The organism is Rosistilla ulvae (genome assembly GCF_007741475.1).
Classification (GTDB): Bacteria; Planctomycetota; Planctomycetia; order Pirellulales; family Pirellulaceae; genus Rosistilla; species Rosistilla ulvae.
Map to the genome: position 1 here is coordinate 6,822,270 of NZ_CP036261.1, position 19,782 is coordinate 6,842,051.

15 protein-coding genes and 1 tRNA gene are annotated in these 19,782 nt (G+C 59.1%); 14 read left to right on the top strand and 2 right to left on the bottom strand.

What is annotated here, in order from left to right:
- Positions 1-86: 86 nt before the first annotated feature.
- Positions 87-467: a hypothetical protein gene (locus EC9_RS24065; protein ID WP_145348561.1), complete on the bottom strand. Its 381-nt coding sequence runs from the start codon at positions 465-467 to the stop codon at positions 87-89.
- A gap of 269 nt (positions 468-736) precedes the next feature.
- Between EC9_RS24065 and EC9_RS24070 the strand changes: the two genes are divergently transcribed.
- The 11 genes from EC9_RS24070 (at position 737) to EC9_RS24120 (ending at position 12,966) form a co-directional block, all read left to right on the top strand.
- Entirely contained in the window at positions 737-1,627 is an 891-nt protein-coding gene (locus EC9_RS24070) for an alpha/beta hydrolase (protein ID WP_218934393.1), read from the top strand.
- 4 nt (positions 1,628-1,631) lie between these two features.
- Positions 1,632-2,771 carry a thiolase family protein gene (locus EC9_RS24075; protein WP_145348563.1) on the top strand — a complete coding sequence of 380 codons (1,140 nt, stop codon included), beginning with the start codon at positions 1,632-1,634 and terminating at the stop codon, positions 2,769-2,771.
- A complete protein-coding gene (locus EC9_RS24080) occupies positions 2,768-4,618 on the top strand; it encodes an AMP-binding protein (protein WP_218934394.1) in 1,851 nt (616 codons plus the stop codon). Before EC9_RS24075 ends, EC9_RS24080 begins: the two co-directional genes overlap by 4 nt.
- Positions 4,615-5,373, top strand: a complete 759-nt coding sequence (locus EC9_RS24085; RefSeq protein WP_145348564.1) for a 3-hydroxybutyrate dehydrogenase — start codon at positions 4,615-4,617, stop codon at positions 5,371-5,373. The genes EC9_RS24080 and EC9_RS24085 overlap by 4 nt, the downstream gene beginning before the upstream one ends.
- Positions 5,370-6,767: a GntP family permease gene (locus EC9_RS24090; protein WP_145348565.1), complete on the top strand. Its 1,398-nt coding sequence runs from the start codon at positions 5,370-5,372 to the stop codon at positions 6,765-6,767. The genes EC9_RS24085 and EC9_RS24090 overlap by 4 nt, the downstream gene beginning before the upstream one ends.
- Positions 6,768-6,821: 54 nt before the next feature.
- A complete protein-coding gene (fabG, locus tag EC9_RS24095; RefSeq protein WP_145123698.1) occupies positions 6,822-7,574 on the top strand; it encodes a 3-oxoacyl-ACP reductase FabG in 753 nt (250 codons plus the stop codon).
- A gap of 244 nt (positions 7,575-7,818) precedes the next feature.
- Positions 7,819-8,541, top strand: coding sequence for an ABC transporter ATP-binding protein (locus EC9_RS24100; protein ID WP_218934395.1), 723 nt, complete (start codon positions 7,819-7,821; stop codon positions 8,539-8,541).
- Positions 8,542-8,620: 79 nt separating this feature from the next.
- Positions 8,621-9,397 (top strand): hypothetical protein, encoded by a 777-nt coding sequence (locus EC9_RS24105; protein ID WP_145348567.1) that lies wholly within the window; start codon positions 8,621-8,623, stop codon positions 9,395-9,397.
- A gap of 301 nt (positions 9,398-9,698) precedes the next feature.
- Positions 9,699-11,105 (top strand): S41 family peptidase, encoded by a 1,407-nt coding sequence (locus tag EC9_RS24110; protein ID WP_246105852.1) that lies wholly within the window; start codon positions 9,699-9,701, stop codon positions 11,103-11,105.
- Positions 11,106-11,354: 249 nt separating this feature from the next.
- Positions 11,355-12,227, top strand: coding sequence for a hypothetical protein (locus EC9_RS24115; RefSeq protein WP_145348568.1), 873 nt, complete (start codon positions 11,355-11,357; stop codon positions 12,225-12,227).
- A gap of 211 nt (positions 12,228-12,438) precedes the next feature.
- On the top strand, positions 12,439-12,966 hold the full coding sequence (locus EC9_RS24120) for a hypothetical protein (protein WP_145348569.1): 528 nt from the start codon (positions 12,439-12,441) through the stop codon (positions 12,964-12,966).
- Positions 12,967-13,063: 97 nt separating this feature from the next.
- On the opposite strand, the gene EC9_RS24125 is transcribed toward EC9_RS24120, so the two are convergent.
- Complete coding sequence (locus EC9_RS24125) at positions 13,064-13,705, bottom strand: response regulator transcription factor (protein ID WP_145348570.1); 642 nt, start codon at positions 13,703-13,705, stop codon at positions 13,064-13,066.
- A gap of 352 nt (positions 13,706-14,057) precedes the next feature.
- On the opposite strand from EC9_RS24125, the gene EC9_RS24130 reads away from it, so the two are divergent.
- From EC9_RS24130 to EC9_RS24140, 3 genes are all read left to right on the top strand, one after another.
- Positions 14,058-14,131: transfer RNA gene (locus EC9_RS24130), tRNA-Arg, on the top strand.
- 371 nt (positions 14,132-14,502) lie between these two features.
- Positions 14,503-15,966, top strand: coding sequence for a BBP7 family outer membrane beta-barrel protein (locus tag EC9_RS24135; RefSeq protein WP_218934396.1), 1,464 nt, complete (start codon positions 14,503-14,505; stop codon positions 15,964-15,966).
- Positions 15,967-16,058: 92 nt separating this feature from the next.
- Positions 16,059-19,775 carry a DUF11 domain-containing protein gene (locus EC9_RS24140; RefSeq protein WP_218934397.1) on the top strand — a complete coding sequence of 1,239 codons (3,717 nt, stop codon included), beginning with the start codon at positions 16,059-16,061 and terminating at the stop codon, positions 19,773-19,775.
- The last annotated feature ends 7 nt before the right edge of the window (positions 19,776-19,782 follow it).

Consider the following 19,782-nt stretch of genomic DNA (forward strand, 5'->3'; position numbering starts at 1 on the left):
TCCGGGCGGTCGTCGCGATCAAGCTGCCGGATACATCCGGCAGCGAACTTACGATCGTTGTAACGGCGAGTTTGGATTGACAAGTTTTACATTGATTGATCGTCTGCTTCGGGCGATGCCGCATCGTCCGTGGCGGTTTGTTCGGACTGCGATTCTTCTTGCGCCAAGGCTTCTTGCTTGGCCAGTTTCTTGGCTTCGCGTCGGGCTTGGTGTTCGGCGGCCATCGCTTCGATTGTCTGGACGACTTCGGGGGCGACGCGGCCGAACTGCTTTTCGTACAGGGCTTCAATGAATTCGGGCAACGGCAGCTTCCAAGGCTGATCCTTGCGGTCGGCGTAGTTGCTGAATCGCTTCGGACTCAGCCCCAGTTCGCGGGCCATCTGGACCTGGGCGTCGGTCAGCCGATACTTTTTGCGGACGGCGATCCACGGTTGGAATTTGTGCGGGATCCGCTGCTTTTTGGTCATGGTTTGTTTCGGTTGCCACCGCTGCGTGCGGCGGAGTGAAGGGGAACGGATGGCCCCCCCACGTAGGCGGCATCGCCTGGACAGCAGTCGCCGTGGTGGAGGGTCGCAAGTTGAGGACCCGTCATAATAATGAGCGACGTTGGGCAAGGGAACCATTGTTTGTCAGTCGGCCTGGTATGCGGTGCGACCGACGCGTTTCTTGTTCCCCTCCCTCCAGCTACAATCATCCGTCCACTCTCTCCACCCCCACCTTCCTCAAGGCGAAAACGATGCGTCGATTCCAGAGACTCTCACTGTCGATTGGTTTACCGTTGTTGCTATTGGTCCTCGTGCCGATGACGGCCAGTTGCCAGCAGATTCCGCCGACGCATCGCGATCTCGCCTACGACAACCAGCACGCGTCGCAGCGGTTGGATGTCTATCTGGCGAAGTCGGAAACGCCGGTCCCGGCGATGGTCTACATCCACGGTGGCGGTTGGCGGGGAGGATCGAAGAATCGCTTGCCCCAATGGCTCAGCAACGCGGTCGCGCAAGGGTGGCTCTCGGTCGTCTCGGTCGAATACCGATTCACCGACGTCGCGCCGCATCCGGCCCAGACCGACGACTGCTTGCGAGCGATTCAGTTTGTCCGCAGCAACGCCGCAGCGTGGAACATCGATCCCGATCGGATCGGCGTGACCGGCGGATCGGCTGGCGGACACCTTTCGCTGTGGGTTGCATTGCACGACGATGTGGCCGATGCCCAGGCGACCGATCCGATTAAAAAACAGTCGTCACGCGTCGCGTGCGCTGTCAGTTTTGCTGGCCCCACCGATTGGTCGCTGTTGTCCGATATCGAACACAAGCATCCCGCCTACCGACAATTGCTGGGCTATCAACCGGGAACGGCGGTTGCCGAAATGGATGCCGACAAAATGAAAGACGTCTCGCCGATCAGCTTTGTCAGCAGCGACGATCCGCCGATCATGCAGGTCCACGGCGATGCGGACGATATCGTGCCGATCAAACATGCCCGGCGGATGGACAAACAATTGCAAGAAGCAGGTGTCACAGCGGAACTTGTTGTGGTGCCGGGAGCCAATCATGGAGTTGCTGGAGCCGGTGGAGATGCTGGCAAGCGAGCCTCCGAATTCGTACTTGAAACAATAGGGAAGAAGTAGTCGGATGGCGAAGTCTGAAAAATCGGTATGGATCGTCGCAGCGAAGCGGACTCCTCAGGGACGCTTGCTCGGCGCGTTGGCAAAACAATCGGCCGTCGACCTGGCTGTCGCGGCCGGACGCGAGGTCGTGGCATCGGTCGATCCCGGTTGGATCGATTCGGTGATCGTTGGCAATGTGCTGAGTGCGGGGCTGGGGATGAACGTCGCGCGGCAAGTTGGCGTGCGGTTGGATCTGCCGGTGAGTACGCCCGCCTTCACCGTCAATATGATGTGCGGTTCGGGGATGCAGGCGGTGATCCTGGCGGCTCAAGCGATTCAGAACGGATCGGCCAAAATGGTTCTGTGCGGCGGGACCGAATCGATGTCCAACGCACCCCACTTGATGCAGCGGGCCCGCAGGGGATACAAGTTGGGCGACGCGGTGCTTGTCGATTCGGTTTTGCGCGACGGGCTGACCGACGCGTTCAGCGGCGATCACATGGGCCAAACCGCCGAGCGGTTGGCGGCCAAGTACGAGATCTCCCGCGCGGCGCAAGACGCGTTTGCGGTTCGCAGCCAAACGATGTACGCCGCGGCGCAGCAAGCGGGGCGATTCGCCGACGAGATCGTCGCTGTTGATGGCTGCGTCGAAGACGAACATCCGCGGCCGGGAACGACTGTCGAACAGCTGGCTAAAATGTCGCCAGCGTTCCAAAGCGATGGCACCGTGACCGCGGGGAACGCTTCGGGAATCAACGACGGCGCGGCGATGTTGCTGTTGTGCGACGAAGACTGGGGACGCCAGTGCGGCTTGGAACCGATGATGGTTCTGACAGCCAGCGCCGTCGCGGGCTGCGAGCCTGAATTGATGGGCCTCGGCCCGGTTCACGCGGTGCGAAAAATGGGCGTTGATCCGCAGTCGTTTGATGCGATCGAATTAAATGAAGCTTTTGCGGCGCAGTCGCTGGCTTGTATGCGTGAATTGAAACTAGATGAAGCCCAGGTCAACATCGACGGCGGCGCGATCGCATTGGGGCATCCGATTGGTGCCAGCGGAGCGCGGTTGATCGTCCATCTGGCACACCGCCGGCCCCGACGCGGGCTGGCGACGCTGTGTGTCGGTGGTGGGATGGGATGTGCCGTTGTTTTGGGTAAACCAGAGTGAAAGCTGTCGAAGTGAAACAATGTGGGATCTGGGAACCAACCCAGGAAACGATCGACGCCACTAACGTGGCTTGGCTGATGCAGCGCGCCGGCGTCGACAATTACGAAGCCTTGCACGATTGGTCGATCCAGCGTCGCGAACTGTTTTGGGAGTCGGTCGTCGAACGATTGGCGATTCCTTTCCAGTCGCCGTTCGATCGGATCGTCGATGTTTCCGAAGGAGTCGCCTCGCCGAAGTGGTTCCCCGGCGGGAAGCTGAACATTGTCGAGAGCTGCTTTAACGCGGCTGCCGATTCGACGGCGATCATCTATCAGCACGAAGCGGGCGAATTGGAAACGCTGACCGTTCGTGAATTGCGGGCGTTTGCGTCGCGAGTCGCCGATGGGCTGCGACAACGCGGATTCAAGCCGGGCGATGCGATCGCGATCTTGATGCCGATGACTGTCGAATGCGTTGCGATCTATCTCGGCATCGCGTGGGCTGGCTGTGTCGCTGTCAGTATCGCCGACAGCTTCCAACCCAAAGAAATCGCGACGCGGCTGAAACTGTCTGGCGCCGTCGGAATCTTCACTCAAGATGTCTTCCGCCGCGGTGGGAAATCGCATCCGTTGTTCGCTGGCGTCAAGCAAGCCGGGGCGCCGGCAGCGATCGTCGTCTCCGAAGGCTCGACAGCCGAACTGCGCGATGGCGATTGTCACTGGAGCGATTTTCTTGGCGATGACGAGGACGCGCCGGTTGCGGTTTGCGAGCCCTCGGATCCGATGAACATCCTGTTCTCTTCGGGTACGACGGGCGATCCCAAAGTGATTCCGTGGACGCATACGACGCCAATTAAATGCGCGGCCGATTCCCACTTCCACCAGAACATCCAGCCGGGCGACGTCGCTGTTTGGCCAACTAATATCGGTTGGATGATGGGCCCGTGGCTGATCTTCTCTGCTCTGATGAATCGGGCATCGATGGGGCTCTACTACGGATCGCCCACCGGTGCGGAGTTCTGCCGGTTTGTTCAGGACGCGCGGACGACGATGTTGGGAGTGATCCCCAGCCTGGTGAAAACGTGGCGAGCAGTGGACGCGGCTCAAGGGCTCGATTGGAGTTCGATCGAGCTGTTCAGCACGACCGGCGAATGCTCCGCCGCGGACGATATGCAGTGGTTGATGCAGCAGGCTGGCGGTCGACCGGTCATCGAATATTGTGGTGGCACGGAGCTCGGCGGCGGTTACATCGCATCGACGCTCGCGCTGCCTTGCAAAGTCGGTGAGTTCAACACGCCGACGCTTGGTACCGAAATGGTGATCTTGGACGCCGAGGGACAACCAGCCGACAGCGGCGAGGCGTTCCTTGTCCCTCCGACGATCGGGATGTCGACGCAATTATTGAACAGGGACCACCACAAATCGTATTACGCAGCGACCCCGTGCCGTCACGAAGGGGACGTTTTGCGACGGCATGGCGACCAGATCCAGCGGATTCCCGCTGGGGGCTGGCGAGCGATGGGGCGAGCCGACGATACGATGAACCTGGGTGGGATCAAAGTCGGTTCGGCGGAGATCGAACGCGTGTTGCAAGGCGTCGCGGGGCTCTCCGAAACGGCGGCGATCGGCGTCGCGCCCGACGGTGGTCCTAGCCAACTGGTGATCTACGTGGTGCTTGCGAAAGACGTGACGGTCGAAAAGAAGGAGCTGATGGCGGCGATGCAATCGGCGATTCGAAAAGAATTGAATCCGTTGTTCAAAATCCACGACATCATTCCTGTCGATGTGATGCCACGAACCGCGTCGAACAAAGTCATGCGACGCGTGCTCCGCGATCAATACCTCCAACATGCGAAAGGTTGCTCGTGAAGCGTACAATTTTGATCAGCGGTGCTGGCAGCGGATTGGGACGTGGGCTTGGGATCTGTCTGGCTGGGCAAGGGCACACGATTTTGGCAACCGATCTCGATTTGTCGCGAGCCGAACAGACGGCTGCGGAGATCGTGGCTGCGGGAGGTGCGGCGCAGGCTCATCAATTGGATGTGTCGAGTGAACAGGATGCCCAGGAATTGCTTGCTCGCGTCGGCCCGATCGACGTTTTGATCAACAACGCCGGCTTGCAGCATGTCGCCCCGTTGGAAGATTTCCCGCTGGCGAAGTGGGAGCAATTGTTCGACGTGATGGTCAAGGGAACGTTCCTGATGTCGCGAGCCGTGTTGCCGGGAATGCGAGCCGCCGGATATGGCCGACTGATTCATATCGGTTCGATTCATTCGCTGGTGGCGTCGCCGTACAAGACGGCGTATACGGCTGCCAAACACGCGATCCTTGGATTTTCGAAAGTGTTGGCGCTCGAGACGGCTGGTTCGGAGATCACCAGCAACGTCATCTGCCCCGCCTACATTCGGACGCCGCTGGTCGACGCGCAGATCGGCGACCAAGCGATCGCACGCGGGATAACCGAAGCCGAAGTGATCGATCAAGTGATGTTGGCACCGATGCCGAAGAAGGCGTTTATCGAATGCGATGAGGTCGCTGCGGCGATCGAATATCTGGCCAGCCCGTTGGCGCGGAACGTCACAGGCCAAACGCTCACAATCGATGGTGGCTGGACCGCGCAATGAACCTTCTGATCATCTTAGCGGCACTCGGCTTTTTGATGCTCGCCGCCTACCGCGGCTACAGCGTGATCCTGTTCGCTCCGCTGGCAGCGATGGGAGCCGTGTTGTTGACCTCCCCGGCGGAAGTCGCCCCGATGTTCACGGGGCTGTTCATGGACAAGATGGCCGGTTTCTTTAAGCTCTACTTCCCGATCTTTCTGCTCGGTGCGGTCTTCGGCAAAACGATGGAACTGTCGGGATTTGCGAAATCGATCGCGTCGGCGATCATCGAATTACTGGGACGGCAACGCTCGGTGCTGTCGATCGTGATCGTCAGTGCGCTGCTGACTTATGGCGGCGTGTCGCTGTTTGTGGCGGTCTTTGCCGTCTATCCGTTTGCCGCCGAATTGTTTCGTCAGAGCGGGATTCCGAAGCGATTGATCCCCGCGACGATCGCTTTGGGAGCGTTCAGTTTCACGATGGATTCGTTTCCCGGAACGCCTCAAATTCAGAACGTGATCCCCGCGGCATTCTTCAAGACCGACATCTACGCAGCGCCGTGGTTGGGGATCCTGGGCGGGCTGTTCACGCTGTTGGCAGGTCTGTTTTTTTTAGAGTGGCGCGTCCGCGTCGCCGCCGCAAGCGGAGAGGGATATGGCGACGTCTTGTTGAACGAACCGGCGGCGTTTGAGCACGATCGGCTTCCCTCCCCCTGGCTCGCCATGCTGCCGCTGCTGGTCGTTGCGGTCGCTAACAAAATCCTGACCGGTGCGATCCCGCGACTGTACGGTGAATCGCACGCATTTATTCCAGCGGTTGTTGGGACATCGGAACCGATCGTTCAGGACGTCGCCAAAATCTCGGCGATCTGGTCGATCGAAGCGGCGTTGATCCTGGGAATCTTGACGGTCATGTTGCTGGCTTGGCGGCATCTGTTCAAAAAGCTATCCGAGGGAACGAAGCCGGCGATCGCAGGAGCGTTGTTGGCCGCGACCAACACGGCATCGGAATACGGATTTGGCGCAGTGATCGCTGCTCTGCCCGGTTTCTTGATCGTTTCCGATGCGCTGCGATGGATCCCCAATCCGTTGGTCAACGAAGCGGTGACCGTGACGACATTGGCCGGGATCACTGGATCGGCATCGGGCGGTTTGAGCATCGCGTTGGCGGCGATGTCTGAAACGTTCATCGCCAATGCGGAAGCCGCCGGGATTCCGTTGGAGGTCTTCCATCGAGTCGCTTCGATGGCCAGCGGCGGGATGGACACGCTGCCTCACAACGGTGCCGTGATCACGCTGTTGGCTGTCTCCGGGCTGACACATCGCCAAGCGTATGGCAACATCTTTGGAATCACATTGATCAAGACACTGGCGGTCTTTGTCGTGATTGCGATCTATCAATGGACCGGATTGGTTTGACAGCAGACGCTTCGTCGCGATGAGATCCCTTCCTCTACAAACGAATAAAAGACAATGATCAGCATCGACCTGACACAGAAAACAGCCGTGGTTACCGGTGGCGGACAAGGGCTGGGACTGCAGACCGCGACGACGCTGCACGCCGCTGGGGCCAACGTCGTGTTGACCTACTTCCAGGACGCTGCGGGGGTGAACCAGCAGCGAGCCGAGCAGGCGGCCAGCGGCTTGGGGTCGCGGGCGAAGGCGGTCGAAGGAGACGTCCGCGATCGCGATTCGATCGCAGCAATGTTCGATGCCGTGGTCGGTCACTTTGGATCGTTGGATATCGTCGTCAACAACGCGGCGATCTTGCGAGACCGCACGCTGAAGAAGATGTCCGATGACGAATGGGGTTCGGTGATCGATACGAACTTGTCGGGCGTCTATCGCGTTTGCAAAGAGGCGTCGGAGCGGATCGCCGATGGCGGGCGAATCGTTAACATGACATCGATCTCCGGCTTTACTGGCTTCTTCGGCCAGGCGAATTATTCAGCTGCCAAAGCGGGCGTGGTCGGACTGACCAAAGCGATCAGCAAGGAGCTGGCCAGCCGACGGATCACCGTCAACGCGGTCGCTCCCGGCGTGGTGCTGACCGAGATGGGAGCTTCGATTCCCGAAGCGGCTCGCGCCGAGATGCTGAAGCAAATCCCTTTGGGACGATTTGGTGAACCAGCGGAAATTGCTAACGCGATCTTGTTTCTGTGCAGTCCGTTGGCCGATTACATGACCGGCCAGACGCTGCACGTTAACGGCGGTTGGCTGGTCTAATCGCCCGGGGCGGTGTCGGCTAAGCATGTCGCAATATGTTTTCCGGGTAAACCGCAGGCTCTTCGGACCGTCGAAAGAATTAGCGGCGGGACGTAGTGGACGAGGTTACGAGTCCCAGCGATTTGGTCTGATGCAAAAGGACTCGTAGCCTCGTCCACTACGCTTCGTTGAACGGTATTGCGGTTAAACCTAGAAGGCTGCTTGCTGGCTGCTTATAATCGGCGAACTTCCAGAACGACACCACTTGAGTTTTATCGCCTTGGCTGCACCGCTACTGACCGCCGAACAGATCACTCGCCGCGATTCCGCCACCGGTCGCGTGTTGATCGATCGGGTTTCGATCTCGATCGCTGCCGGAGAACGGATTGGTTTGGTCGGTTCCAGCGGCGCAGGGAAGACCGTTTTGATGCGGTCGATGGTTTTATTGGATCCTGTTCAAGAAGGCCGCATCCTATGGCAGGGGCAACCGGTTGTTGGAAGCGAGGTGCCCGGATTCCGCAGCCGCGCGATGTATCTGCCTCAATTGGTCCCGGTCACCGATGGGGCTGTCGAAGAGTTTCTGCGGTCGCCGTTTGATTGGAAGATCCATCGAGATCGCCGATACGACGCCGATCGGATCGCAGATTGGATCGACGCGTGTGGGTTGAATGTCGATTTGCCGCGAGGGCCGATGATGCAAGCCAGCGGCGGCGAGCGACAGTTGTTTGCCCTGCTGCGAGCGCTGCAGTTGGATCCGATCGTCGTGCTGTTCGATGAAGCGACGGCGTCGATGGATGCCGAATTGACTCGTCGCGTCGAAGCGATGATTAGCGATTGGCAAGCGGCGGATCTACAGCGGTCGATCGTTTGGACCAGCCACAGCAGCGAGCAGATCGACCGGATGACCGATCGCCAGATCCAACTGCAAGCCGGGCAGGTTGTCGGCGAGCGACAAGGAAGCGTGGCGCGGGAAGCAGGAAATGTGTAGGCCTTTTCATTACGTGGGGCGTCGATTGAAGCGGTGCGACAACGCCGCCGGTTGAATCGATTTGAACGAGGGGGAACTGATGAGTCCGACAAAGCCAAAACGCCAGCTGTTGCCGCCGATGTGGCAGTTGCCCGAAGAGTTTCGGCATCGCTTGGGATCGACTGCGGGCCGGCAGCGGGCGATGTTGGCCGACGGTCATTTGTTGTTGGTGCTGCACGTCGTTCCCGGAGCGGATGATACGACGCGAACGGGGCGTTTCTTCTGGCGCGAAGACTCGGGGACGTGGCACAGTTCCGATTCGGGAGCTGGCCCGGCGGCGTTGCACAAACACTTGGATCAATACGCTGCGGCGTTGGATGCGTCGGAGCAGCGGGAGACCGAGGCGCTGCATGCCGACCAGTACCTGCAGTTGCTCGAAAGGCTATCGCCCTTGCTGCGGGCGTCGCGAAACATGTTGCAGGTCTTGGAGGAGGCTCGCAAAGAGGTTCCTCAGGACCGCGACCTGATCGAATGCCGCGACCGGGCTTACGAGATTTCGCGGACGGCGGAACTGCTGTACGGCGACGCCAAAAATGCGATGGACGTCGCGGTGGTTCGCCGCGCCGAACAGCAGGCCGAAGCGAGCGACCGGATGGCTCGGGCATCTCACCGGTTGAATGTCCTGCTGGCGATGTTCTTCCCGATCGCCACGCTGGCGGCGATGTTTAGCACTGTCTTCACCGAGGGCTGGCGGCTGTCCGATTCGCCGCTGCCGTTTGTGATGTTTATCGGTGTGGGGCTGGTCTCGGGCCTACTGCTGACTCTTTTCATCACCCGCCCCGGCGGGCCCGAAATCGGTTGGAAACGCCCCCGGTAGTTTGGGCTTCGCGTCCAAGGTGAACCCGCCGCACAACGCGATCGCGTGCAAGTCGAATCGAAGCCGCGGTAGCGGCGACACGCAAGCGTAATCTGCCGCCGCTTCCGCGGCTTTTCCGCTACGGGTGGGAGGTTTCACGCATCGTGCAAGCCTTCGAAGCTGGCAAAAGATGCGGCGATCGGATAGGCTCAACAGAGTGGGGGCCGCGACGGATTGCCGCTCCTTTGGCGCGGCCGTTTCCCGTCGGTCGCCGCCCGAATCGCCTTTGTTTTCCTCTTGCTGATCGTTGGTCGGATTGATAATGCCTGTTCGCAACACCTATGTCATTGTGGCGGTGATGATCGTCTCGATCGCCTGTTATTTGAAGGCCGATCGAATGAAACACGCCGGTCCGGTCGGAGACGCGATCTCGATGATCGATCGCTATTATGTCGATCCGGTCGACCACCGCGCCTTGGTCGATGGAGCGATGCAGGGGGTGGTGAGCCAGTTGGATCCCTATTCCCAGTTCATCGATCCCAGTTCCTACGGCCATTTCCAAGACGCTCTGCAGCAGCGGTTTGCCGGGATCGGGATCATCGTCGAACAGCCCGATAAAGAGGACCGCGTGCGCGTCGTGACGCCTCTATTTGCAACGCCCGCGTTTAAGGCGGGGCTGCGACCGGGGGACCGGATCATGGAAGTCGATGGGACGACAACCGAAGGGCTCGAAATCGGAAAGGTCAGCGATTTGTTGCGTGGCCCCGAGGGGACTGTCGTTTCGATCCTGGTCCAACGAGGCGATAAAACTCTGGAAGTCGAAGTGCAGCGAGCTTGGATCCCGCTGGAATCGGTGCTGGGAGACTACCGCGATTCCGAAAACAACTGGGTCTTCCGACTGCGTGAAGAGCCGCGGATCGCCTACATCCGCGTGACGACGTTTGCCGAACAGACCGTCGACGAGGTCACTGCGGCACTGGAACAATTGGACAACGATTTTGATTCGTTGATCATCGACCTGCGGCAGAATCAGGGCGGGCTGTTGTCGGCCGCCGTCGATATCGCCGACATGTTTCTCGAAGACGAAGTGATCGTGACGACCCGCGGCCGCGGCGGCAAGCTGGAGGCGGAGTTTTCGGCGACCTCGGGAGTACTGGTCGACGACGACAAACCGCTTGTGATCATGATCGATGGCGATTCGGCCAGCGCCAGCGAGATCGTCGCTGCGAGCTTGAAGGATCACCGCCGAGCAACGATCATCGGCGAGCGGACGTTCGGCAAGGGAACCGTTCAGAACGTGCTGCCGCTGGAATCGGGACGCAGCGCGTTGAAGCTGACCACCGCCCGCTACTACCGCCCCAACGGCGAGAACATCCATCGCCTGGAGGGTTCGACTGACGAAGACGCTTGGGGCGTTCGTCCCAGCGACGGTTTCGAGGTCAAGATGTCCGACGACCAGCGGATCGCGGCGATGAAGCGACTGCAAAGCGCTGCCTACCCGATCATGCCCGGCGGGGCTGAGGTTCCCGTCGCGAAGGCTGCGACGGAGGAAGAGACGGAAGCCGACACGACCGACACGGCAGAATCGCCCGATGAGGCTGCAGCGACCGACAACACGGGGGAAAAGACGCCAGCGGATCGCCGCGCGATCGAGCAGGATCCGCAGCTGATGCGAGCTGTCGAGTTCTTGAAGCAGTCGGCGGTTAAGGCCTCACCAATCGCCGCATGAATCGACGGTCCGATTGAAACGATTAGGCGAGCCAGGGCAGGTGCATAGAGTATTAAATTTGTTGTGAACGGGGCGATTTGCGAGTAGTATGGCGAATCGTTGTGATTATGCTCTTGCTAATCTCCAAGCAAAAAGCAACCGATCTCCGGTGCGAAAACTTTTTCCGCTGGCGAGGCATCATGCCGCGTCGCGGATTCCCAATGTTTGTTACTTGTCAGTCGAATCCCACGGTCGGAAAGGTGTTTCACCATGGCTCGGTCCCTGTTTTTGATGATTCTCGTGGTTGCCGGATCTTTCGGTTTCCAATCGCCCAGCCAAGCTCAAAGCCCTGTTCTCGCTGAGCTATACGGTCGCGGTGTACATGCCTACTACTGTGGCGATCTGATCGACGCCCACCGCTATCTCTCGATGGCGATCGACAACGGATCCCGCGATCCGCGTGCCCATTACTTCCGCGGCGTCGTCAACGCGGCGACTGGACGTCAGTTGGAAGCCGAAGCGGATTGGCAGTTGGGTGCTCAGCTTGAGATCGAAGGCGAATACGGGGCGGGTATCGGCCGCGCGTTGCAACGCGTGCAAGGTCCGGTTCGAATGGAGATGGAGAACATTCGCCAGTTGGCTCGCTTGGAATATCGCGCCAACCAATCGGCCAAGAACCAAGCTCGCTACAACGACCTGAAGGCAGCTGAAGGGGAGGTCTTGCGAGGCAACAAGCCAGCCGCTCCTGCGGCCCCAGCAGCCCCCACCCCAGCGGCACCCGCAGCTCCCGCGGCTGGTGACGACATGAACAATCCGTTTGGCGACAAAGCTGACGCCCCAGGCGAGCCAGTTCCGGATGCGAAAAACAATCCGTTCCAAGATGATCCGGCGACGCCGGAAGCCCCCGCCCCGGGTGCCGATCCGTTCGGTGGAGCGCCCGAACCAGCGGCTCCGGCAGCGGATGCCGATCCATTTGGCGGTGCCCCGGCCGCGCCAGCAACCCCCAATCCAGCACCGGCCCCAGCCCCTGCGGCTGATCCGTTTGGCGGAGGCGACCCGTTCGGTGGCGATGCAGCTCCCGCTCCCGCGGGGGACGGCAACATGAGCGATCCGTTTGGCGGCAGCGATCCGTTTGGAACCTAAACAACGCCCCAACAACAAGTCGACCGGCTGTCTCACAAGGAAGTTTGGTGCGGGCAGCGGTGGTTGGGCACCTGAAGAAGTGTCGAAAAAGGTAAAGGTTCGCGATTCAAGCAAGATCTGCTTGATTTGCGACCGAAATCGACCCGACATTATTTCTGTGTGTGTTGTTACGGATGAACCGATTTTGTCGTGATTGGAAGGACTCAGCGCGATGGGACTGGCAGACTGGTGGTATGTGTTTCAGACAACTCGATTGTCCAAGCCAGCCGAGGATCGGGTCCTTTTTCGGGCGACAGCGAATCGCAAGATTCAATCGGTCCTTGAAGCAGGCCTTGGCGATGGAAGCCGTTGCGATCGTTTGCTGCAGTGGCTCGAACACCACGACAGCATTCCAACGCGGTACGCAGCGATCGATCAATTCGAGGCTGGCGGCGGGATTTCGCTGAAGCAGTTTCACGCCAAGCTGACCGGCCTGGGAATCAAACCGATGCCGGTCCCCGGCAACTTGGCGACCGGGCTGCCACGCGTCGCCCACACGATTGGTGCGGTCGATCTGTTGATCCTGGACCAAGATCGCGACGGTTTGAGCGATCCATCGATCCAGAACTTTCTGCCGCGTGTGGTGCATTCCGACACGATCGTGATCGCCACCGATTCGCAAACAAACAATCTCTATTTGATCGACCCTAGCGAGCTGGCTGGGGAAATCGCGAGCAGCCCACTGCAAGCGGCAGCATAGCCAGAAGCTTGCTGCCAGGCCGCCAATTGCCAAACCTCAAGACGCCCCGCCTTGAGACCGTTGGCGGGCCCTGGGGAATCCGAATGACAAAACGGTGCTAATTGTCGCCGTTCGGTTCGGTGGGGAGCATCGTTTTGACTCTGCCAAAACGAAGAACAAGCTCCACTTCGTTGTCCGCTTTTAGTTTCGCGAGCACTCGCGCGCGGTGCTTCGCCGCGGTTTGGATCGAAACCTGAAAGTGGGTCGCCAAAGTCTTAATCGCCCAGCCCTCGAGCAATTTGGCAAAGTACTCCAGTTCCCGAGGGGTGAGGGTATCGATGGCATCGGCATCGCTGCGGTCGACCTGCCACATCTGCTGTTCGCTGCGGAGTGAATCGATCGCGCGTTCGACCGATTCGAGCAACTGACCGGCATCGACCGGTTTGGACAGGCAATCGAAAGCTCCGATAGGAAACGCGCGACGGGCCAATTCCAGGTCGGCGTGCCGAGAAAGCAAAATGATCCGATTGCCTTGTACATTGGCAAGGATGAACTTCCGAATCGATTCCAGCCCGCTGGTTTGATCGATATCGATTACGATACAGGCCGAACGAATCGCGGTCGGTTCCGCTTGAAACAGCACCCAGTGGGAAAGCTCTCGGACGGTTGCGTCGTTGCCACTGCTGGCAGCGGATTGAACGACAGCTCGAACGCTTGGATCAAAGTTTGAAATGAGATAGAAGGTCAATCCGGCAGACATATTTGAATCGCTGGGGTTCCCTGTCTGAGATGGGGAAAAAAGAAAGCCGCCACAGGAGGGGCAATTCCTGCGGCGGCCTCGACAGGTAGTACGAGAATAACGCCTGGGCTCCAGCCCATCCGCCACGGGGCAAGCGACGGAAGAACCGAAAGAGTGCCTAGGCTACCTCGAATACCTGTACAAATTATCGCCTATTTTAAACCGGTTCGATATGCGTAAATTTCGCACGATTCGATCTTTACCGACAACCGAGGGGATGGTTGCCTTGCCCTATCGGTCTGCAATCAGGCTCATCAAACCGCTTGCGGACTTGCGATGTCGCGGTTAGCGTAGTGTTTTCTTGCACCAATCGGCGCCCATAGCTCAGCTGGATAGAGCAACGGACTTCTAATCCGTAGGTCGGTGGTTCGAATCCACCTGGGCGTACTGCTTCCATCATTTGTGGCTTGCCACACTTCTCGACTCGAACTGCGTTCTCGAGTCTGTTCGCGAAACTGCTCCTTTCGAGAGAGCGTCGCTTCTTTTCCGCCCAGCCGAGTAACGGTTAGGCAGCTTGCGAAGAATTTTCGGATTAATTCGAGTTTGCAGCAAAGTTTGACCTGAAGGGCTGCCGATAGGTTCTCTGGAACAGAAATGTTCTCAAAAAAGCGGTAGCGGAAGCCGGGGGGCTCGCATCGCATCTGGACCAGACTCGTTGCCAATAGGTGCGTCGGAGGAACTACCTCTGCGTGGGCTTGTTTGCTAGCGAGATCCGATGGTCCGGTTGCTTCGTAAACCCTGAATCCACCGGTCACGCCGTGTCTAAAAAACGCATTATCATCATCGCGACATTTGCTTGCTTGACAGCATTTCAAGCGTTGGCGGACGAGCCCCGCGAAAAAGTCGGTTCATCCGCAGAGCGAATTGCTCGTGCCCGCTGGCAACCGATTCGCCAACCGGTCGAAGAATCGCTGGAAGAACTGCCCAGCCCCGAGCCCGAGGTGATCTCTTCGGAAATGGTCCCATTCGCCGATGGCGAGGTGATCGTCGAAGAGGGTGATTACTACGACTACGACGATCGCTATCGCGAGGGTGCGTACTACGGCGACGCGGGCAGCCAAGGATGCGACGGATGCAGCAGTGGTTGCAATTCATGTCGCCGCGGCCGCGTCTGGAACCCATTGTTCTGCGTCGGCGTGCCATCGGACGGATGGTTCTCGGCGGAGTATCTGATGTGGTGGCAGAAGGGAATGCGCTTGCCTCCTTTGGTTACCACCAGTGCCACGACCGCCGACGCGGGCGTATTGGGACGCGACACCACACGAACTCTGTTTGGCGGCAACGACGACTACGTCACCGACAACCTCAACGGGATGCGTTTCCGATTGGGATTCTGGTTGGATGCTTGCCACCGCTGGGGAATCGAAGCGGAGCATTTTGGTTTGGACACCGAACGCGACTCGTTCAGCGCTTCGGGGAACGGTTCGCCGATTCTGGCTCGCCCCTTCTTCAACATGGAAATCAACGGGAACGATTCCGAACTGGTCTCCTTCCCAGGTGTTGTTAACGGAACCGTTGGCGTCAACGTGACAAGTTCGTTGGAAGGAACTGCGGTTCATCTGCGACGGTTGTGGTGTTGCAGCACCGGTTGCGCCGAACTGGCGGGATGTTGTCTGCCACTAGCTTACAGCAGCCGCATCGAAGGACTTGTTGGCTGGCGACGCTTGCAATTGAACGAAACGCTTCAGATCACTGAAAACCTGGACGCCGCCGATGGATCGGGCAGCTTCGACATCAACGATCAATTTGAGACGCGAACCCATTTTAACGGCTTCAACTTTGGCGTCCTGTATCACCGTCAACGCGGCCCTTGGTCGCTCGACCTGACCGGCAAGTTCGCGATCGGTTCAAACCGCCAATCCGTAACGGTTGCCGGCAGCACGGCGATCACCACCGACACGGCGGAACAATTTGATAGCGGAATCCTGGCGGGACCATCAAACAGCGGACACTACGAACGAGACCGTTTTGCAATCATCCCCGAAATCGGAATCACAGGTGGTTACAACTGGACCCCTAATCTGAGATTCACCCTTGGCTACACTTTCATTTACTGGAACAATGTGGTCCGCCCAGGCGACCAAGTCGACCTGGACTTGAATCCCAGCCAGTTCCCTCCAGCGATCGTTGGTGCCAACGTTTCGCAACGTCCCGGATTCCAATTCAACGAGACCGATTATTGGGTCCAGGGATGGAGCATCGGTGCAGAGTACCGATTCTAGTCTGAACGTTCTACGGCTGGTCGCAACAACACCCCCAGGCGGTCGCAAGGATTTGCGACCTTGGTCACCCAACGAATCAAAAGGCGATGGATATGTTCTGGAATCGTAACCGCAAGCAACAAACCAAACGTCGACGCCGCACCCTGCGAACCGAAATGCTGGAAACACGCCTGCCACTGGCCAGCGACTTTGGCGGCGTGACCGGCACGGTTTACAACGACCTGACCGGGGACGGCCTTTCCGGCGACGACCTGCCACCCACCGCGGCGGTCACGCTGCATCTGTATCGCGATGGGGGCGACGGCGTGCTCAGCTCTTCCGGTGGCGGGACGGCTGGCGACGACACCTTTCTCACAACCACAACGACCGACGCTTCGGGCGACTATGCTTTCAATCGCCTAACGGCGGGAACCTATTTCGTGGAACGCATCCTGCCAGCGGGATTCATCGAGCGAAGTGGCGAAAATGCGGTGCAGTTCACAATCACCCCAGCCGACGCCTCGGGCGCCACATCGGGGACCCTTGTCGATGATTTCCTTGCGGGCACACAGTCCCTGGAAGCCACTTCGGCGACGACAACCGACGAAAGCTACTTCTCCGACGGAACGATTCTCGGTGGCGAACGCGATTTATTGTTGACCTACACGTCGGGATTGCGAGTGAATCTCGATACGATCCCAGCCTCGGGATTGATTTCGTACAGTTCTGCCAGTGGGGCGTTCGGTGGTTTTGAGATCGTCTACGATGGCGTCGACGGCTCCACGAACATCAACGCGACCGGGCTTGGCGGGGCGAATTTGGACGACAACGGCAGCGCAGAGTTTCTGCAACTGATGCTCGGCGCAGACGCCGCCGGCGTTCCGATCACGCTGACGATTTTCTCCGACGACGCAAATTTCTCCACCTTTTCGACGACAGTTCCCCAAACGGCTGACGGCGTTGCGACCGACGAACTGCTGATCCCGTTGAACTCATTCGTCGATACCGGCAACGGAGCGGACTTCAGCAACGTGGGAGCGATCCGCGTTGCGATTACCGGTTCGGCTGCGTTTGACAGCCAGGTGGCCGTAATCGGAACGCTGGGGCAAACCAACCAGACAGCCAACTTCGCGATGTTTGAACCGTTGACGCTGGGCAACCTGGTCTTCAACGATCTCAATGGAAACAGCGTTTTCGACAGCGGCACCGATGTCGGCATCGAGAACGTCGATCTGACCTTGTACGAAGACACCGACGGAAATGGTGCGTTCACTCCAGGAACCGACACGCAGGTCGCGACGACATCGACCAATGCAAGCGGCATCTACACGTTCACCAATCTCGTTGCAGGCAGCTATATCGTCCAGGTCGATGAAAGCAACTTCTCGACCGGCAATCCGCTGGCCTCGTTCCTCTCCAGCCCGGGCAACCCCGACCCGAACAACGACGTCGACAACGATGACAACGGGGTTCTGCTAGCAGGCCAAGGAGCGGTCTCGTTGGCTGTCGCATTGGCTGCCAACACCGAACCGGGCGACGATGGCGACACCGACACCGACACCAATCTTTCGGTTGACTTTGGCTTCTTCGCTTCGGCCGATCTTTCGATCACCAAAGCCGACAGCCCCGATCCTGTGGTCGCTGGCAACACGCTGACCTACACCCTGACAGTGCTGAACGATGGCCCGGTCGACGCCACGGGAGTGACCGTGGTCGACACCCTTCCGACCAACGTGCAAATCGACACGATCACCACCAGCCAAGGAACGTCGACCACCAACGGAAACATCGTGACCGTCGATCTGGGCGACATCGCCAACGGGGGCAACGCAACGATCGTGATCACGGTGATCGTGGATGCCGATGTCACGTCACAAATTTCCAACACCGCAACGGTCTCGGGCGATCAACCCGACGATGATCCCAACAACAACACCGCCAACGCACCGACCGACGTCAACGCGGAAGTCGACTTGGTGATCACCAAAGTCGACCAGACCGACCCGGCCTCGGCTGGTGGAACGCTGGAATACGTGATCACAGTCACCAACAACGGCCCCTCGGTTGCGACCAACGTCGTCGTCACTGACACACTTCCAGCGGGATTGACTTACGACACCGGAACGGCGACTCAAGGAAGCGTGAGCAATGTGGGCCAAGCGATCACGGGATTGCTGGGAACGCTCTCTAGCGGTGCATCGGCAACGATCACGATCGGGACCAACGTCGCTTCATCCGCTTCGGGAACGATCTCCAACACGGCGACCGTCACCTCCGATGGCACCGAAACAACCCCCGCCGACAACACCACGACCGAACAGACAGTGATCGGCCGCACGGTCGATCTGGCGGTGACAAAACAAGATAGCGTCGACCCGGTCGTCCCCGGAAACCAGATGACCTACACGTTGGTCGTGACCAACAACGGACCATCGGATGCTTCGGGCGTGCTGCTGACCGACACCTTGCCAGCCGGTCTGACCCTGGCCAGCAACACCACGACGCAAGGATCGGTTTCGAATACGGGCAACACCGTGACCGCCAACCTGGGCACCCTAGCATCGGGAGCCACCGCAACGGTCACTTTGACAGTCAACGTCGCCTCTTCGGTCGCCGCTGCGTTCACCAATACCGCGACGGTCACGGCGAACGAAACCGATTCGGTGCCGGCCAACAACACCGCCAGCGAACCAACCGAGGTCGATCGACAATTCGATCTGCGGGTGGAAAAAAGCGATTCGGCCGACCCCGCCACTCCGGGCGGAACCCTGACCTACACGATCGATGTATTTAACGACGGACCGTCGGATGCCACCGCGATCACATTGACCGATACGTTGCCCGCGGGCGTTACGTTCGCCAGCGGTTCGAATGGTTTGACAGCCAATGGATCGGTCGTCACCGCCAACATCGCTTCGCTCGCCTCGGGAGCTTCGGCGCAGTTCACCGTGACGGTCAACATCGACCCGACCGCCAACGGCACGCTCAGCAACACCGCCACGGTTTCCACGACGACCGGAACCGAACTGGATGTCACAAACAACTCCGATACCGAAACGACAGCCCTCACCCCATCGATCGATCTTTCGATCACCAAGACCGATTCGTCGACGACGGTTCGCAACGGGGAAACGCTGACCTACACGATCGTGGTCACCAACTCCGGACCATCCACGGCGACCGGTGTCACGCTCTCGGATCCATTCCCTTCGGGCGTCACCGTCACCTCGGTCACCAGCACGGTGGGAACAGTCACCAACACGGGCAACAACGTGTCTGGAACAATCGGCACACTGGCACCGGGGGCATCGGCGACGATCACGGTTCTCGCGACAGTCGATTCGGGTACGACGGGCACGATTATCAACACCGCCACGGTTTCGGCGACACAAACCGAAACCAACACGGCCAACAATTCGGCATCCGACACGACCACGGTCGATCCGGTCGATGGCACGCTAGCGGGAACGGTTTACTTCGATGCCAATCGCAACGGGCAACAGGATACTGGCGAAGTCGGAATCGCGGATGTCTTGATCACCCTGACCGGTACCGATCTGATGGGCAACGCGGTCAATCGAACCGAAACGACCGACGCCAACGGCGACTACCTGTTCGATAACCTGGCCGCCGGAACGTATCAATTGAGCGAAACGCAACCGACCGGGTTTGACGACGGTGAAGAGGAATCCAATCCGTCGCTGCAGACCAATGTCATGAACGATGTCTTTGCATCGATCAATTTCAGCCCCAGCGATCAGGGCGTCGACTTCAACTTCGGCGAAGAACGCTCCTTCAGCAAACGCCGCTTCTTGGCATCGGCGCTGTAGCGATCGC

Bases quoted from the DNA above. Each gene is read 5' to 3' on its own strand.
- EC9_RS24065 (WP_145348561.1), bottom strand. From the start codon at position 467: ATGACCAAAAAGCAGCGGATCCCGCACAAATTCCAACCGTGGATCGCC.
- EC9_RS24120 (WP_145348569.1), top strand. From the start codon at position 12,439: ATGGGACTGGCAGACTGGTGGTATGTGTTTCAGACAACTCGATTGTCC.
- EC9_RS24140 (WP_218934397.1), top strand. From the start codon at position 16,059: ATGTTCTGGAATCGTAACCGCAAGCAACAAACCAAACGTCGACGCCGC.
- EC9_RS24070 (WP_218934393.1), top strand. From the start codon at position 737: ATGCGTCGATTCCAGAGACTCTCACTGTCGATTGGTTTACCGTTGTTG.
- EC9_RS24125 (WP_145348570.1), bottom strand. From the start codon at position 13,705: ATGTCTGCCGGATTGACCTTCTATCTCATTTCAAACTTTGATCCAAGC.
- EC9_RS24105 (WP_145348567.1), top strand. From the start codon at position 8,621: ATGAGTCCGACAAAGCCAAAACGCCAGCTGTTGCCGCCGATGTGGCAG.
- fabG (WP_145123698.1), top strand. From the start codon at position 6,822: ATGATCAGCATCGACCTGACACAGAAAACAGCCGTGGTTACCGGTGGC.
- EC9_RS24090 (WP_145348565.1), top strand. From the start codon at position 5,370: ATGAACCTTCTGATCATCTTAGCGGCACTCGGCTTTTTGATGCTCGCC.
- EC9_RS24115 (WP_145348568.1), top strand. From the start codon at position 11,355: ATGGCTCGGTCCCTGTTTTTGATGATTCTCGTGGTTGCCGGATCTTTC.
- EC9_RS24075 (WP_145348563.1), top strand. From the start codon at position 1,632: ATGGCGAAGTCTGAAAAATCGGTATGGATCGTCGCAGCGAAGCGGACT.
- EC9_RS24110 (WP_246105852.1), top strand. From the start codon at position 9,699: ATGCCTGTTCGCAACACCTATGTCATTGTGGCGGTGATGATCGTCTCG.